The sequence below is a fragment of the Terriglobales bacterium genome (genome assembly GCA_035691485.1).
GTDB lineage: Bacteria > Acidobacteriota > Terriglobia > Terriglobales > Acidobacteriaceae > JAIQGF01.
This window is the reverse complement of sequence record DASSIZ010000136.1, coordinates 1-14,531: the sequence shown is the minus strand read 5'-3', so window position 1 is coordinate 14,531 and position 14,531 is coordinate 1. Positions and strand designations below refer to the sequence as shown.

17 protein-coding genes and 1 tRNA gene are annotated in these 14,531 nt (G+C 61.2%); 8 read left to right on the top strand and 10 right to left on the bottom strand.

Features of this window, described 5'->3' with window-relative positions; all coding sequences use genetic code 11:
- Positions 1-118 precede the first annotated feature (118 nt).
- From VFI82_16970 to VFI82_16960, 3 genes are all read left to right on the top strand, one after another.
- Complete coding sequence (locus VFI82_16970; GenBank protein HET7186376.1) at positions 119-541, top strand: 6-carboxytetrahydropterin synthase; 423 nt, start codon at positions 119-121, stop codon at positions 539-541.
- Between the two features lie 16 nt (positions 542-557).
- Positions 558-1,163 (top strand): GTP cyclohydrolase I FolE, encoded by a 606-nt coding sequence (folE, locus tag VFI82_16965; protein HET7186375.1) that lies wholly within the window; start codon positions 558-560, stop codon positions 1,161-1,163.
- A 120-nt stretch (positions 1,164-1,283) separates the two neighbouring features.
- Positions 1,284-2,027, top strand: a complete 744-nt coding sequence (locus VFI82_16960; protein ID HET7186374.1) for an SDR family oxidoreductase — start codon at positions 1,284-1,286, stop codon at positions 2,025-2,027.
- A 3-nt stretch (positions 2,028-2,030) separates the two neighbouring features.
- On the opposite strand, the gene VFI82_16955 is transcribed toward VFI82_16960, so the two are convergent.
- Entirely contained in the window at positions 2,031-2,735 is a 705-nt protein-coding gene (locus tag VFI82_16955; GenBank protein HET7186373.1) for a rhomboid family intramembrane serine protease, read from the bottom strand.
- A gap of 53 nt (positions 2,736-2,788) precedes the next feature.
- Between VFI82_16955 and truB the strand changes: the two genes are divergently transcribed.
- Positions 2,789-3,673, top strand: coding sequence for a tRNA pseudouridine(55) synthase TruB (truB, locus tag VFI82_16950; protein HET7186372.1), 885 nt, complete (start codon positions 2,789-2,791; stop codon positions 3,671-3,673).
- A 197-nt stretch (positions 3,674-3,870) separates the two neighbouring features.
- Here the strand turns inward: truB and VFI82_16945 are convergent, their stop codons facing one another.
- The 5 genes from VFI82_16945 to VFI82_16925 all read right to left on the bottom strand — a co-directional run bounded on the left by VFI82_16945 (position 3,871) and on the right by VFI82_16925 (position 7,988).
- The gene (locus VFI82_16945) at positions 3,871-4,185 is read right to left on the bottom strand and encodes a hypothetical protein (GenBank protein ID HET7186371.1); all 315 of its coding nucleotides are present in this window, start codon (positions 4,183-4,185) and stop codon (positions 3,871-3,873) included.
- Between the two features lie 99 nt (positions 4,186-4,284).
- Positions 4,285-4,770 carry a bifunctional nuclease family protein gene (locus tag VFI82_16940; GenBank protein ID HET7186370.1) on the bottom strand — a complete coding sequence of 162 codons (486 nt, stop codon included), beginning with the start codon at positions 4,768-4,770 and terminating at the stop codon, positions 4,285-4,287.
- A 17-nt stretch (positions 4,771-4,787) separates the two neighbouring features.
- Complete coding sequence (gene miaB / locus VFI82_16935) at positions 4,788-6,116, bottom strand: tRNA (N6-isopentenyl adenosine(37)-C2)-methylthiotransferase MiaB (GenBank protein HET7186369.1); 1,329 nt, start codon at positions 6,114-6,116, stop codon at positions 4,788-4,790.
- A gap of 48 nt (positions 6,117-6,164) precedes the next feature.
- Positions 6,165-6,731: a pyridoxal 5'-phosphate synthase glutaminase subunit PdxT gene (gene pdxT, locus VFI82_16930; protein HET7186368.1), complete on the bottom strand. Its 567-nt coding sequence runs from the start codon at positions 6,729-6,731 to the stop codon at positions 6,165-6,167.
- A gap of 147 nt (positions 6,732-6,878) precedes the next feature.
- Positions 6,879-7,988, bottom strand: a complete 1,110-nt coding sequence (locus VFI82_16925) for a deoxyhypusine synthase family protein (GenBank protein ID HET7186367.1) — start codon at positions 7,986-7,988, stop codon at positions 6,879-6,881.
- Between the two features lie 169 nt (positions 7,989-8,157).
- Here VFI82_16925 and VFI82_16920 point away from each other — a divergent pair, with 169 nt between their 5' ends.
- The gene (locus VFI82_16920; protein HET7186366.1) at positions 8,158-9,063 is read left to right on the top strand and encodes a carbon-nitrogen hydrolase; all 906 of its coding nucleotides are present in this window, start codon (positions 8,158-8,160) and stop codon (positions 9,061-9,063) included.
- Between the two features lie 95 nt (positions 9,064-9,158).
- On the top strand, positions 9,159-10,283 hold the full coding sequence (locus tag VFI82_16915) for an agmatine deiminase family protein (GenBank protein ID HET7186365.1): 1,125 nt from the start codon (positions 9,159-9,161) through the stop codon (positions 10,281-10,283).
- Positions 10,284-10,455: 172 nt separating this feature from the next.
- On the opposite strand, the gene VFI82_16910 is transcribed toward VFI82_16915, so the two are convergent.
- From VFI82_16910 to VFI82_16900, 3 genes are all read right to left on the bottom strand, one after another.
- Positions 10,456-10,917 (bottom strand): NADH-quinone oxidoreductase subunit I, encoded by a 462-nt coding sequence (locus VFI82_16910; protein ID HET7186364.1) that lies wholly within the window; start codon positions 10,915-10,917, stop codon positions 10,456-10,458.
- A 14-nt stretch (positions 10,918-10,931) separates the two neighbouring features.
- The gene (locus VFI82_16905) at positions 10,932-12,077 is read right to left on the bottom strand and encodes a hypothetical protein (GenBank protein ID HET7186363.1); all 1,146 of its coding nucleotides are present in this window, start codon (positions 12,075-12,077) and stop codon (positions 10,932-10,934) included.
- 202 nt (positions 12,078-12,279) lie between these two features.
- The gene (locus VFI82_16900) at positions 12,280-13,284 is read right to left on the bottom strand and encodes a hypothetical protein (protein ID HET7186362.1); all 1,005 of its coding nucleotides are present in this window, start codon (positions 13,282-13,284) and stop codon (positions 12,280-12,282) included.
- 289 nt (positions 13,285-13,573) lie between these two features.
- Here VFI82_16900 and tadA point away from each other — a divergent pair, with 289 nt between their 5' ends.
- Entirely contained in the window at positions 13,574-14,020 is a 447-nt protein-coding gene (tadA, locus tag VFI82_16895; GenBank protein HET7186361.1) for a tRNA adenosine(34) deaminase TadA, read from the top strand.
- A 170-nt stretch (positions 14,021-14,190) separates the two neighbouring features.
- On the top strand, positions 14,191-14,376 hold the full coding sequence (locus VFI82_16890; protein HET7186360.1) for a hypothetical protein: 186 nt from the start codon (positions 14,191-14,193) through the stop codon (positions 14,374-14,376).
- 15 nt (positions 14,377-14,391) lie between these two features.
- Here the strand turns inward: VFI82_16890 and VFI82_16885 are convergent.
- Positions 14,392-14,481: transfer RNA gene (locus tag VFI82_16885), tRNA-Ser, on the bottom strand.
- Between the last annotated feature and the right edge of the window lie 50 nt (positions 14,482-14,531).

The window sequence follows — 14,531 nt, the reverse complement described above, 5'->3', positions numbered from 1 at the left end:
GGATTTGTTCGTGGATTTCTATGGCGAAGAGTGAATCTTCCCAGTTCGACGTCTCCAAGGTTTCCCGGAGGTGTCGAAACCTTGGCAACGTCGGAAACTTCCGAAACCTGGTTGGTCGATGAAGGCTCACCTCACACGTCGTTACTGGTTTTCCGCCTCGCATCGCTTGCACAGCGACGACATGTCGGAAGAGGAGAACCGCGCCACCTATGGCAAATGCAACAACCCGTTTGGCCATGGCCACAATTACGCGCTGGAGGTCACGGTGAGCGGGTCCGTCGATCCCAGCACCGGGATGGTTTGCAACCTGGCTGACCTCGACGGTTTTGTCGCGGGCGCAATCTTGTCGCGCTATGAGCACGCCAACCTCAACACCTTGCCCGAATTCAGCGCCCGCGTTCCCACCACCGAAAACCTTTGCATTGAGATCTACGAAATATTGCAGCGCGGGTTCCCTTACGCCCATCTGGAAAAGGTGAGGATGGATGAGACGATGATGAACTCCTTCGAATATGCCGGAGGAGCGGAGGCGCGTCATTAGCGCCAAGAAAGGACCTATGTCGCAAGTCGCAGAATCCCCCACGCTGGCCGGCGCCGGCTTCGCCGATCTGGTGCATGAAGTGCTTGTGCGCCTGGGCGAAGATCCCAATCGCGAAGGCCTGTTGCGCACGCCGGAGCGCGTCCAGCGCGCCATGCAGCACCTGACCAAGGGCTATCACGAAGACGCCGAAACCATGCTCAAGAGCGCGCTCTTCACCGTCAATTACGACGAGATGGTGATCGTCAAGGACATCGAGATGTTCAGCCTCTGTGAGCACCACATGCTTCCGTTTTTCGGCAAGGTGCACATCGCCTACGTGCCCAATGGAAAAGTCATCGGGCTGAGCAAGCTGCCGCGCCTGGTCGATATCTTCTCGCGACGCCTGCAGGTCCAGGAGCGTTTGACCACGCAGATCGCAGAAACCCTCCAGCGCGTGATCGAGCCGCAGGGCGTCGGCGTGGTGGTGGAAGCGCGTCACCTGTGCATGATGATGCGCGGGGTGGAAAAACAGCACTCCGCGGCGGTGACCTCCGCCATGCTCGGCGCCTTCCGCAACGAGCACGAAACCCGAGAGGAGTTCCTCTCCCTGATCCGCGCCAAAGCCGGGAACGGAAGCTTCTAGTCAAGGTTTCGCAGGTGTCGAAGGTTCCTCAAGTTTCGGATGTTTCCATGGGAAACAACCGAACGTTTCCCAACCCAACTCCGCCTTTCCCTTTGTCCATCGTGTATCCTTCTACGCTCGATGAAGAAGACGGAAGCAAGGCCCGAGTCGCTGGCGGGGAAAGTCGCGGTTGTCACCGGCGCCAGCCGCGGAATCGGCTGCGCGGTCGCTGCCGCGCTGGTGGCGGCGGAATGCACGGTGATCGCGGCGTCACGCACGCTGTCGGCAACGCGCAACAAGTCCGCCTCCCGGCCAGCGGGAACCGGCCTGACGCCGGTGACCGAGATCCGCTGCGACGTCCGCGATGAAGCTTCGGTCGCGCTGCTGTTCGCCAAGATCCGGGAGCAATTCGGGTGCGTCGATATCCTGGTCAACAACGCCGGCACGGCGCACGCGCTGCGCAACATCGAAGAGCTGCCGCCGGAGGTCTGGCGGGAAGTCATCGACACCAACCTGACCGGAATGTTTCTGTGCACGCAGGCGGCGCTGCCCTTGATGAGCAAAGGCGCCGTCATCGTGAACAACCTGTCGGTTGCCGCGCGCGGCGTCTTTCCGGGAGAGTCGGCCTACTGCGCTTCCAAGTTCGGCGCGCTGGGATTTACGGAGACGCTGCGCGAAGAAGTACGCGAACGCGGCATCCGCGTCATCGCGCTTCTGCCCGGCGCGACCGCCACCGACATCTGGAACAAGTTCATGCCGGAAGCGCCGCGTGAAAAGATGATGTCGGCGGAAACCGTGGCCCGCGCGCTGGTAAACGCGATCACGCTGCCGGAAAACGCGGCAGTAGAGGAGTTGAGGTTAGCGTCGGTTGCGGGAAAAGTGTGACTTTCACGAATCGTAGCGGAAACGCCGCCGCCGTTGAGAAGGGAAGAGCTTGATCAAAATCAGGCCGGCGGCAAAGCCTCCGACGTGCGCCCAGAATGCGATGCCGCCGCCGGTCTGGCTGGAGTAGGCGATCGAGGTGGCGGCGCCGCTCAGGAACTGCACCAGGAACCAATAGCCGAGCACGATCCAGGCCGGCAGCCAGAGGAAGAACACGAACAGGAAGGGAACCAGCGTGAGCACGCGCGCCGACGGGAACAGCACGAAGTATGCGCCCATCACTCCGGCAATGGCGCCGCTGGCGCCGACGCTCGGGATGCGCGAGAGGGGATTGAAGAAGGTGTGCACCAGCGACGCGGCCAGGCCGGAGAGCAGGTAGAAGACCAGGTAGCCGAAGTGGCCGAGATGGTCTTCGATGTTGTCGCCGAAGATGTAGAGCACCCACATGTTCGAGATCAGGTGCAGCCAGGAGGCGTGCATGAACATGGCGGTCAGGATCGGGATGAAGGCCAGCTCGGCGCTCACCGCGTGCGAGCCTCGGATCAGCGCGGTCACGCGATAAGGCTGGAAGCCGAAGACGTTGACCACCTGCTGTGCCGGCGCCGGCACGCCCAGCCACATGCAGAGGAAGATCAGGGTATTGAGCGCCATCAGGAAGTAATTGACGTACGGCGTGCTGTAGCGCGGTGTGTCGTCTTTCAGGGGGATCATCGAGCTGCGCGGTTGACCGGATCACCGTCGCCCTTCACGATAGCAGAGACACCATGAACGGGGTACTGGTTATCGACAAGCCGTCCGGCATGACCTCACACGACGTGGTGAAGTGTGTGCGGTATGCGCTGCAGGAGCGCTCGGTTGGTCACCTGGGCACGCTGGACCCGATGGCCACGGGAGTGTTGCCGCTGGTGCTGGGCAAGCTGACACGGCTGGCGCAGTTCTATAACGACGCCGGCAAGAGCTACGAAGGACAGATCCGGTTCGGGTTCGCCACCGACACTTACGACGCCGAGGGTGAAGCGGCCGGGCCAGCGCAGGAAGTTAAAGTAACACTTGAAGAAGTTCGGGAGGCGGCCGCCAGGTTTTGCGGGGAAATCGAGCAGATGCCACCAGCGTTTTCCGCCAAGAAAGTCCAGGGAGTGCCCGCCTACAAGCTGGCGCGCAAGAAGCAGGAAGTGACACTGGAGCCGGTGCGCGTCGAGATCAAGGAATTCGAGATCCTGGACCTGGACGGGGAAGTCGCGAGCTTCCGCGCGCGCGTCTCGTCGGGGACCTACATGCGCGCGGTGGCGCACGAGATGGGTCAGCAGCTGGGAGTGGGGGCGCACCTTTTGCAATTGCGGCGGACGGCGGTGGGGGAGTTTACGGAAGCGGAGTGCTGCACGCTGGAGCAGCTGGAAGAGGCCGCCAAGGGTGATGAACTGGAAAAGCTGATGATCCACCCGCGGCGGATACTGCCGGCGTTTCCCTGCGTCACCGCGGATGAATTGAACGTCAACCGCATATGCCACGGACAAGCGGTGAATCTTCCGGAACTGTCGCGGGCGAGACTGGTAAAGGTGTTCGCCGGACAGGCGGAATTAATTGCGATTGCCAACCGGGTGGCGGGAACGCTATTTCATCCCAAGATCGTGTTGGTCTCGACTTCGTAAGCGCACAAAGCGCTCACATGAGGGAACACCAAGAATGGCCAGTCTGAGTAGTAATGTCCGATAACGGATATTATGTAAAGTCACGAAAAGGACCGGGAGCAATACGGCCCCCCATCCGCCAGTTGATGCCGCGCCGGCAGTTTTCCAGTGACGGATGACAGCGCTTAGCTGTGCTTGTGCGGTGGTTGTCGCAACCTCTATTGTGGACCGGGCGCGAGCACCTGATCCAGCTCAGCCCGAAATTGGCGCAGTGCTTCGAGGCGTTCCGGCGTGGCCTCCATGGTCTCGGACTTGGCGCGGAATACCTGCCGGCCTCCCTCTTCCACCAGCACGCCCATGACTTCGCCCATGCGCCAGCCGGGGGTGCCAATCATCACCAGCCCATTTGGCGTGGCTTCCAGCAACGCGATGCAGCCGCCGCGGACGACGCCTATGGCTTTGGGAAAACGATCAAAGGTCTGGAGGTCAAAGGCGGCCTGGTAAAGGCGCTGGAGCTGTGCGGCGGGATCCATGAAGGTATAAATTTCGATCGGGCAATTGGGTAAAGTGCATGGGAACTGAACTGGCAGACACTTTACTCAATTACCCGATTATCAAATTCAACTTCCAGCCTACATCTTGTAGCGCCCGAGGTCCTCGTCGCCGAGGTTCTCCAGCCATTTGCGGAGTTCTTCCTGGGAGACGCGATCGGAGACGGCGCTGGCCATCTTGGAGGTTTTCAGCACCTCGTCTTCGACGAAGATCGGGCAATCCACGCGCAGCGCGAGCGCGAGGGCGTCGGAGGGACGCGAATCGATGCTGACAATCTGGCCGTCGCGTTCGACCCAGATGATGGCGAAGAAAGTGTCGTCACGCAGTTCGTTGACCACCACTTTGCGAACACTGGCGTCGAGGCCGATGAGCATGTTCTTGAGCAGGTCGTGGGTCATGGGACGCGGCGTGGTGACCTTCTCGATTTCCAGGGCGATGGCATTTGCCTCGTAGATGCCGACCCAGATGGGGAGCACGGAATCGCCGCCGACGTCCTTGAGAATCACGATGGGCATGTTGGTCACTGGGTCCATCATCAAGCCCCGAATTTTCATCTCGACTTCCATCGTGCCCTCCGACTCCTTTAGACGGCCATTTCCCCCAATAAGCTGTTTGGGAAGGTGGCCGTGACGCGCACCGGCACGTACTGGCCGACGCGCGGCTCATCGCCTCCGCTGGTAATGAAGTTTAGCACCTTGTGTTGCGAGGTCCGGCCGATCCATTGTTGCCGTTGTACATTCCTCCCTTCCACCATCGCTTCCAGCGTGTCGCCCAAATGACGGTGGTTCAGGGTGGCGGAAATTTCTTTCTGTCGGGCGTTGAGCACGGCCAGGCGCAACGTCTTTTCTGCTTCCGGAAGGCTGTCGATATAGGTGAGCGCGGGCGTGTTCGGCCGCGGCGAGTACTTGAAGGAGAACACGCCGTCGTAGCCGACCTGGTCGAGCAGCGAGATGGTCTGCTCGAAGTCGGCTTCGGTTTCGCCAGGGAATCCGACAATGATGTCGGTTGTGATGCTGATCCTTCGCTTGGCGGCTTTCATCCAGGCGATCCGTTCCAGGTACTGCTCGCGGGTGTAGAGCCGCTTCATCAGGTCGAGAACGCGGGTGGAACCGCTCTGGACAGGCAGGTGAACGTGGTCGCAGAGGGCGGGAACGGCGTCGATGGCATCGACAATGTCTTTGCCGAAATCGCGCGGATGCGAAGTGGTGAACCAGACGCGGCGGAGGCCTGGAATTTCACCTACCGCAACCAGCAGCTCAGCAAATGTCTTGTTTCCTGACGGATCACGATAGGAGTTCACGTTTTGCCCGAGCAATTGAATTTCCGTGAAGCCCTGGTCGGCCATCTTGCGCGCCTCGGCGAGAACGGAATCGGAAGTTCGGCTGCGCTCCTTGCCGCGGGTGAAGGGAACGACGCAATAGGCACAGAACTTGTCGCAGCCCTCGATGATGGTGATGTAGCCGCGATGCGGGTTGCTGCGAGCCGTGTATTCGGTTTCGAAGGTGAGATCGGTCTGGCGATCGTCGAGGCCGGTGACGCGCGAGTTCCCTGCCTCGATCTGCACCAGCATGTCGGGCAGGTTGCGATACGAGGCCGAGCCGCAGACGAGCGAGACATGCGGCGCGCGCTCGAAAATCTTTTCGCCTTCCTGTTGCGCGACGCAGCCGAGGACTCCGAACTTCTTGCCTTGCTTCTGAAGGGCCTTGAAATCGGCGAGACGATGGAAGACCTTCTGCTCGGCCTTGTCGCGGATGGAGCAGGTGTTGTAGAGAACGAGGTCGGCCTCGTGCACGGTTTCCACCTGGCGGTAGCCCTGGGAGACAAGCGTGCCGATTACCTTCTCGGAGTCGTGCACGTTCATTTGGCAGCCGAAGGTTTCCAGGTAGAACGTCTTGTCAGAAGTCGCTGACATCCTCTTGAGTATAAATGAGGCGCGGGCGCCGCGACGGCTGCAGTGGTGCTAGCCGCCTTTGCGCACCAAGTCGAGGAAGTACTGGTGGACGCGCTTGTCGTCGGAGAGTTCAGGATGGAACGTTGCCGCCACCACGCTTCCCTGCCTGACCAGGACGGGATCGTCACCTTCGCGGGCGAGCACTTCCACGCCGGGGCCTAACTTCTGAAATTTGGGGGCGCGAATGAAAACCATTTCCAGCGGCTCCGGGCCCAGCTTGGAGGCGCCGAGACGAATAGAGCTGTCGATTTGACGGCCGTAGGCATTGCGCTGGATGGTGACGTCGAGTGCGCCCAGCCCGGGCTGCGGCGGATTGCCGACCTGGTGCGCGAGCAGGATGGCACCGGCGCAGGTGCCGAAGGTGGGCTTCAGGCGGACGAATTGCTTCAGTTTCTCGAAGCCGGCCTCGCCGAGCAGCTTGAGGAAGGTGGTGGACTCGCCGCCGGGAATGACCAGCGCGTCGATCTCATCCAACTGCTCCGGTTTTTTCACCAGCACGACTTCGGCGCCGAGTTCCTGCAGCCGTCGGCGGTGCGCGTCGAAGTCGCCTTGCAGTGCCAGCACTCCGATTTTCATGGTCAACTATTTCGATGAAGGCTGGAACGCGTTCGCTACAAACGTTAAAAAACTCAAGAATCAGCCACTGATGAACAGGGATGAACACAGATGAATGTTGGAAATCCGTGTTGATCCGTGTTGATAGGTGGCTAGCCTTTTACTTCCTTATCCTTTTCCCAGCCTTTCCAGGACGGCGCCGACAACCAGCGGCAGGCCCACGGTGGCGTCGAGAAACACTTCGGCGAATCGCCCGCCTTCTTCCGGAGGCACGAATTTTCCCCAGGAAATCGCTTCCGTGTACGGACTGCCCGACAAACCGCCCCAATACACGGGCTCGGGACAGATGCGCAGGCCGTAGTGAAAGCGCTTGAGCGGAACGTCCTCGCCGCCGCGGCGGTGACGAAGCTCCAGGTACGGCCCCAGCTGTTGCGTCCAGTTGCGCGGCACGCCGCCACCGATGGTGAACACGCCCATGCGCGGCGAAGCGAGCATGGTGTCGGCGTACTTGTTCACGTCTTCAAAAGGGTCATAACGCAATTGCGGCCGGTTCTGCCTGGCGCGCATGCGGTTGTGAAGAGCGAAATCGAGGCCAAGCTCGGAGTCGGTAAAGGCGGGGACAAAGACGGGCACGTTTTTCTCGTAAGCTGATTTCAGGATTCCCCGCTCCTTGACGTGCTTGCTGAGTTGCTCGCCGATGGCGCGATTCAGTTTCCACGAGCACACCGTCTGCGCGGCATCCCATTTGTCGAGGATGGGCGCGACGATGCGCTCCACCTGGTCGAGGTTCTGCTCCGGCTCCAGGGTGTCATAGACGCGGTTGTAGCCGGCCTCGTAAAGCTCAACATCGTTCATCTTGGGATCGTAAACGTAGTGCGAGCGGCCGATGCCCTCGACAAGGCCGTGGGCCATCAAAGCGCCGGTGGAAACCAGCGCCCGCACGATGCCGCGGTCTATCAGCTCGGTGATGATCAGGCCTTGCTTGGCGACGGTCATGGCGCCAGCCAGGGTCATCACAATCAGGCAGTCTTTGTCGCGCGCCATGGCTTCCAGAACGTCGGCGGCCTCGCCCACCTGCCGTCCCGTAAAGGCAGTGCGGCCCATGGCGCGAACCAGGTCATCCACGCCGCGGATGCGCCCGAGATCGAGCGATTCCAGTGGAACCAGGTGGTCTTCTTCGGGCGTGTGCAGGCGGCGGTCGATGCCGGCGCCTTCGGGAGCGTGTGCGCCGTGCTGCTTCTTGCCATGACCGGAACCCTGGCCGTGTTTTTGTTTCAAGCCTTCACCTCGAACCGAAAGTAGCCGCAGACGGACGCGGAAAAATGCTGAGTTGGAAACAGCCAAATTAAACGTCGGGCCACTGTCGCGTCAACGCCGGGCGAGGAACGAAGCGCGTATGACGATCGCAAATCTCGCTCTGCTATTCTTATGCGTTCACGGAGGAAACTTGGCGGCACCCGAGCAGTTTCGCGTGGGACTGATCCAGATGTCGTGCTCTCCCGATCCGGAGAAGAACCTGGAACACGCGATGGACATGGTGCGTGAAGCGGCCGGACGCGGCGCGCAAGTAGTGTGCTTGCCGGAGTTGTTCCTGGCGCAGTATTTCTGCCAGCGCGAAGATGCGGCGTTGTTCGACCTCGCCGAGCCCATCCCCGGTCCGACCACGACCCGCCTGTCGCAACTGGCACGGCAGCAGAAGATCGTGCTGATTGCGTCGCTGTTCGAAAAGCGCGCTCCCGGCGTGTATCACAATACGGCCGCGGTGCTGGATGCGGACGGCAAGCTGAACGGTATCTACCGCAAGATGCACATTCCTGACGATCCGCTCTACTACGAGAAGTTTTACTTTACCCCCGGGGACTTGGGCTTCCGCGCCTTCGACACGGCGGTGGGACGCGTGGGCACGCTGGTCTGTTGGGACCAGTGGTATCCGGAGGGCGCCCGGCTGACGGCGTTGAGCGGGGCGCACGTGCTGTTTTATCCGACCGCAATCGGGTGGCATCCGGCGGAGAAGGATGAACACGGCGCGGCGCAGCAGGATGCGTGGCGGACCATCCAGCGGGCGCACGCCATTGCCAACGGCGTCTACGTGGCGGTGGCGAACCGCGTCGGACACGAGACCGGCAACATTCGGGGCAAAGAAACGCCGGGAGCAGGACTGGATTTCTGGGGCACTTCGTTTCTGTGCGATCCGTTCGGTGCGGTGATCGCGGAAGCGCCGGCAGACCAGGAAGACATCGTGGTGGGCGAAGTCAACCTGCGCAAGCTTGAGGATGTGCGCCGCAACTGGCCGTTCCTGCGCGACCGCCGGATTGACAGCTATGCGGGAATTACCAAGCGGATGCTCGACTGAAGGAATGCTGAACTACGAAGGACACGAAGGACCACGAGGGAATCGGAACGCCCTTTGCGATCCCTGGTGTCCTTTGTGGTTTGAGGTGTGTTGCCGTGAAGCGTGAAAGCAATGCGACGCCTGCTTCGCTCGGCTACCGGATGCCGGCCGAGTGGGAGCCGCATGCCTCCACCTGGCTGGGATGGCCGCACAACCGCACTGACTGGCCGGGCAAGTTCCCGCCGATTCCCTGGGTATATGCCGAGATCGTTCGCCACCTCGCGGGCGTCGAACGGGTCGAGGTGATCGCACAGGACGCGGCGGCGGAGGCCAAAGCCCGCGACGTGCTGGAGCGGTCTGACGCCATGCGCGACACGGTGCGGTTTCACCGCTGGCCCACGAACCGCGGGTGGACGCGCGACTTCGCGCCCATTTTCGTGAAGCGCGAGCACAAGCGCGACCCGATGGCGGCGATTAATTTCCGCTTCAACGGGTGGGCGAAGTATCCGGATTGGCCGCTGGATCAACTGGCGTCGGAAGAGATTCTGCGCTTCGCGAAACTCCCCGCCTGGAGGCCGACAACCCGGCCACGCTCGCCGGGAGCGGGGCAACGGCGGGGTTCGCGCTCAAAGCCCGGTGAAATTCAGCAGATCGTTCTGGAGGGCGGATCGATTGACGTCAACGGGCGGGGCCTGCTGCTCACCACGGAAGAGTGCCTGCTCAGCGAAACGCAGCAGCGCAATCCCGGGCTCGCGCGCGAAGAGCTGGAGCGCATCTTCGCCGATTACCTCGGGATTGAGAAAGTAATCTGGCTGGAGCGCGGCATCGCCGGCGACGACACGCACGGCCACATCGACGACCTGGCGCGTTTCGTTTCGCCGGACACGGTTGTGATGGCGGTCGAAGGCAAGCGCGAAGACGTCAATCATCAGCCGCTGGCGGCCAATCTTCAGCGCCTGCGCAGCGCCACCGATCAGCGCGGTCAGCGGCTCAACGTGGTGGAGCTGCCGATGCCCGCGCCGGTAATCTTCCGACGGCGGCGGCTGCCCGCCAGCTACGCCAACTTCTACATCGCTAACCGACTGGTACTCGTGCCGGTGTTCAACGATCGCAACGACCGGCTGGCATTGAACATCCTGGCCGATCTGTTCCCTGCCCGCGGAATCATTCCGATTTACTGCGGCGATTTGATCTGGGGGCTCGGCGCCATCCATTGCATGACCATACAGCAGCCGGGGTAAATGCCTGTTTCTGGTTTCCAGTTTCGAGTTTCTAGTGCAGCCAAACGACTGACTGGGCGACTGGCAGACTGTCGCCGGTCCTTCAGTCCATCAGCCACTCAGTCTCAAGGTTCTGAGAGAGCAATAAAAAACGCCGCGATGGCAGCGTTTGTCTAAAGCTGGAAACCGGGAACTACCTCTCGTACTTGACCGGCTGCGGGCCCTGTTCCAGGGTTTGGCGGTCCCAGATGGCGCCCTCGCGGGTGTAGCTGGCCAGTTCGAAATCCTGTGTCAGCTCGAGGCAGTCGGTCGGGCATGCGTCTTCGCACAGGCCGCAGAACATGCAGCGGCTGGTGTCGTAGGTAAACGTGGTGAGTTCCTTGCGGCGCGTGTTCGGGTTGCGTTCGGCGGACACAATGATCAGGTGCTCGGGACAAGCGACCGCGCACAGATCACAGGCGATGCACAGGGTCTCGCCGGTGTCGGGATTGACGTTGAGCCGAGGCGCGCCACGATAGCGCTCTGCGACCTGCGGCCGCTGCAGCGGATATTGCTCGGTATAGACCTCTTTGGGGTGCTGGTAACGAAACGTTACCTTCAGCCCTTTAATGAGATCCACGAGAAAAACTTTGTCGAATACTTTCTTAAGCCCCACGTCAACATTCTATCCTAGCGCCGGACGGACGCGCCACAGGTAGGCGCCAGATCCTGCACGCCGGTGACCTCGAATACAGCTTGGTTCGCGCCGGCGACGGACTTGGAAGTCCCTTCCCTGTCTCCCGGCCTACCGACAATTTCGACCAGGTGGTTGATATGCTCTTTCAGTTGTGCGGGCGCGGCGTTAAGCCGGTACCGGAGGCCCGACTTCTGTTCTTGAAGATAGTACCCGTGACGCGCCCCGCCATCCGAATTCACCAGGCATCCGACCAGCGTGGGTGGGGCCTGCTGGTGTTCGTAGCCGGCGACTGCCTGATCTGCCCGGGCGGTCTGCTGCTGTGCGCTCTGGTTGTAGTTCGGCTGTGCATTGACACCCAACTGGTGTTGCGAATTGTTCACCTCGGCCCGCTGCGCTGAACTGGCGATACGTTCTGCTGCAATGGGATTCTGTGCCGTCTGCTCCGGAGCGGGCGGCGCGCCTGGCGCAGCGCCGGTCTGCGGCACAGGTTTGATTTCATTCTTAACAGTCCCGGTGTGCTGTCCTGGGGATTGCGCGACGCCGGCCTGGGTCTCAACCCCTGGGGTGACCTGGCCGGTACTGCCGGTGGTGGTCACCGGGAAGGTATCGCCCCGGTTGCCGGTCTTTCCGGCGATCGCTACCGACGGGTTGGACGGTGTGCTCGAAAGCGAACCGCTCTGCGCCGGCCCTTGCTGCGGCGCCTGCGCCTGGTAGCCGACATGCGGTTCGGTGGCGTTCGGGTTGATTGTTACCGATCCGAGCGCGGCCTGGCTGGCGGCGATGGTGTTCGCGGGCTCCGATTGCCGCGCACAGGTGTCGGCGATTGCCTGGATGTGATTGACCTCGAGGTGAATGCTGCCCTTCTTGTCCGAGGGGCGGCTCGGGGTCGCGATTCCAGTGACGATTACTTCGTGCCCGACGTTCTGCTTCAGAAGAGAATCGTTGCCGTGCAGCACGTAGACTTTGCCCGTATGCTCGTCGGTAACAACAACCTGTACGTCGGAACCCGTTTCACAGCCCTGGATCGTGCTTTGCCTGGAGCTGGCAGGGCGCGCTGCCGAGGCGTGGGACGATGCGTTCTGCGCCACAAGCAGGCTTGAGAAACACATCAGCAGCAAGATCATCGCAGGCTTTCTCATGATGCCCTCTTCCGGTCCTACACTATTCGTACCGAGTACCTAGTCTCCAGCTTTGTTTCTCGCTCGGTGCTCGAAACTGGCTACTCTTTGGTTAGAGGGAAGCTTCGGTTGCGCCGATGGCCGAGGCGAGCCGCATCAAAGCGCAAATAAAAAACCCGACGCTCTCGCGCCGGGTTTCGCAGTCAGTGGAGCTGTGGTTAGGCTATTTCTTCCTGCGGCTCAGCAAGCCCGCGCCGATGGAGCCGAGGCCGAGAAGGCCCAGCAACGGCAGCGGCGAAGCGGTCTGCGGCAGGTTGGAACCCGCGGCCTGTTGATCCGAGGTCGCATTATTTTGCTGTGCGCTCATGTCAGAGCTGCTCGTCGAAGCAGAGCTGCTCGGCGGGACCGAGCTGGTGCTGCTGCTCGGCGTCGTCGTAGCGTTCTGCGAGTTCAAGTCCGACGTGCTGCTGGTGGTGGCCGGCGTCTGGCTGGCAGCCGACGAACCCTGGTAGCCGACTCCGCTCGAGCTGGCCGCCTGAGAAGGAGTTGCCGTGCTCGGAGGCGTGTTCTGGGTTTGGGCAGCCACGTTGCCTTCCGCCGAGCTGGTCTGTCCCGTGGTGCTGGCATTGCTGCTGGCCGGAGCCGGCTCGGTGCTGCTCTGGGCGGCGTTACTTTGAATGGTGCTCGTCGCCGGCTGCTGCGAGGTCGCGGTTTGGTCCGAGGTCATCGCCCCAGAGGTGCCGCCGGTTGTGGCAGCGCCCTGGCTCATCGACGCCGAGGAGCTGGAGCAAGTGTCGGCTACTTTGGTGACACTGGATACGTTGATTACGTTGCCGGCGGTGGAGCTGGCGCTGCTGGCGCCGCTGCTGGTCTGTGCATTGGCGGACGACGCGTTGCCGGCCAGCGAACCGCTGATCTGGACCTGCTGTCCGACGTGGCTCTGCAACTGGCTGGTATCGCCCTGGATCTGGTAGCTCTTCCCAGAAGCGGCATCGGTCAGCGTGAAGTTGCCATTCGAGCCGCTAAGGCAGCCTTGAAAAGTCTGGCTGTTCGTCGATGATTGAGAGTTTTGATCCGGCGGCATGGTGCTGCTCGGGCTGCTGGTCTGCGGTGTGCTTTGGCTGGCATTCGGGTCCGTCGAAGTACTGGACGACGAACTGGATGTCTGCGCAAGCGCGACCGCTGTGGCCAGCAGCAGGATCGCTGTCAGCAAGGTAAGTTTTCGCATGGAAATTCCTCCGATGTGCCTGTCCCTCAGCTTGTGGGGTGGTATAGACGTTAAGCGCACTCGTGGTTAGAGATGAGTTAGCGACGCCGGTTTGCCCCATCTCGCGTTGAAATGTGACGAGAATCGAAAGCTGCTGCCCGGGGCTGGTTTACACTTCCACTTTCGTGGTTAAGGAGCCGGGATTGAATGCGAGTGGGTGGCCCGGGTCTTTGAACCGGGTGCACGGGTGAGAGACCCGCGCCATACTCCCGCGCCATACCCAAAGATCCGGGTGGTGAAATAACTCTCAGTGACCGACGAACTCTACATGGAAGAAGCGTTGCGGGAAGCTGCCCGCGCCGAGTCGGCAGGTGAAGTGCCGGTCGGCGCGGTGGTGGTGTGCAACGGCCGAATTGTCGGCCGCGGATGGAACCGTAATATCACCGATAACGATCCCACGGCCCATGCCGAAGTGCTCGCCCTTCGCCAGGCAGCCGGAGAGATCGGCAATTACCGCCTACTGGACTGCGAAATGTTTGTCACCATCGAGCCCTGCGCCATGTGCGCGGGCGCCATGGTTCATGCCCGGTTGAAGCGATTGGTATACGGGGCGGAAGATCCGAAAGCGGGAGCGGTGCACTCCGTGATGTCGGTGCTGAATCATCCGCAACTGAATCACCGCATGGAGGTCACGCGTGGCGTGCTGGCGGCGCGCTGCCAGGAACTGCTGCAGAGCTTTTTCCGCAACCGCAGATGAGGCGACAGGACATCAAGACCGCCTGAGTCCAGCCATCGCGCAGCCGTAGCCCAGCGGTACTAAGTAGAAGTTTCCGTTGCTAATCGAATTTCCGGCAAGCAAAGTAGCTGCCTGAGTAACAGTGCACTTCTCCTCCCCAAGTGCAGAATCCCAGCAATTCCGGAGAACCCATGCGCTGTTTTCAGTCTTGGCTTCTGCAACAAATGAACGCCCGCGACGCAATGGATGGAGTGGTCATCGTCATCAAACTAGCAGCACAGGAATTTGGGCCGAAGCGGGTGGCGAGCGAGTTACGTGAACTGGCGTCTTGCCTGGAAGAGGACGGCGAATTACCCGGCTGGAAGTTTCCTGAGTGAACCCAGCAAGAATGCTGGCGGAGAGGGAGGGATTCGAACCCCCGATACCCGTCAAGGTATGTCCGCTTTCGAGGCGGATCGTTTCAACCACTCACGCACCTCTCCGCGCCGGTAAGGACGAGTGGTCTACAAAAAGCCGCCAATTCCGGCGGCAC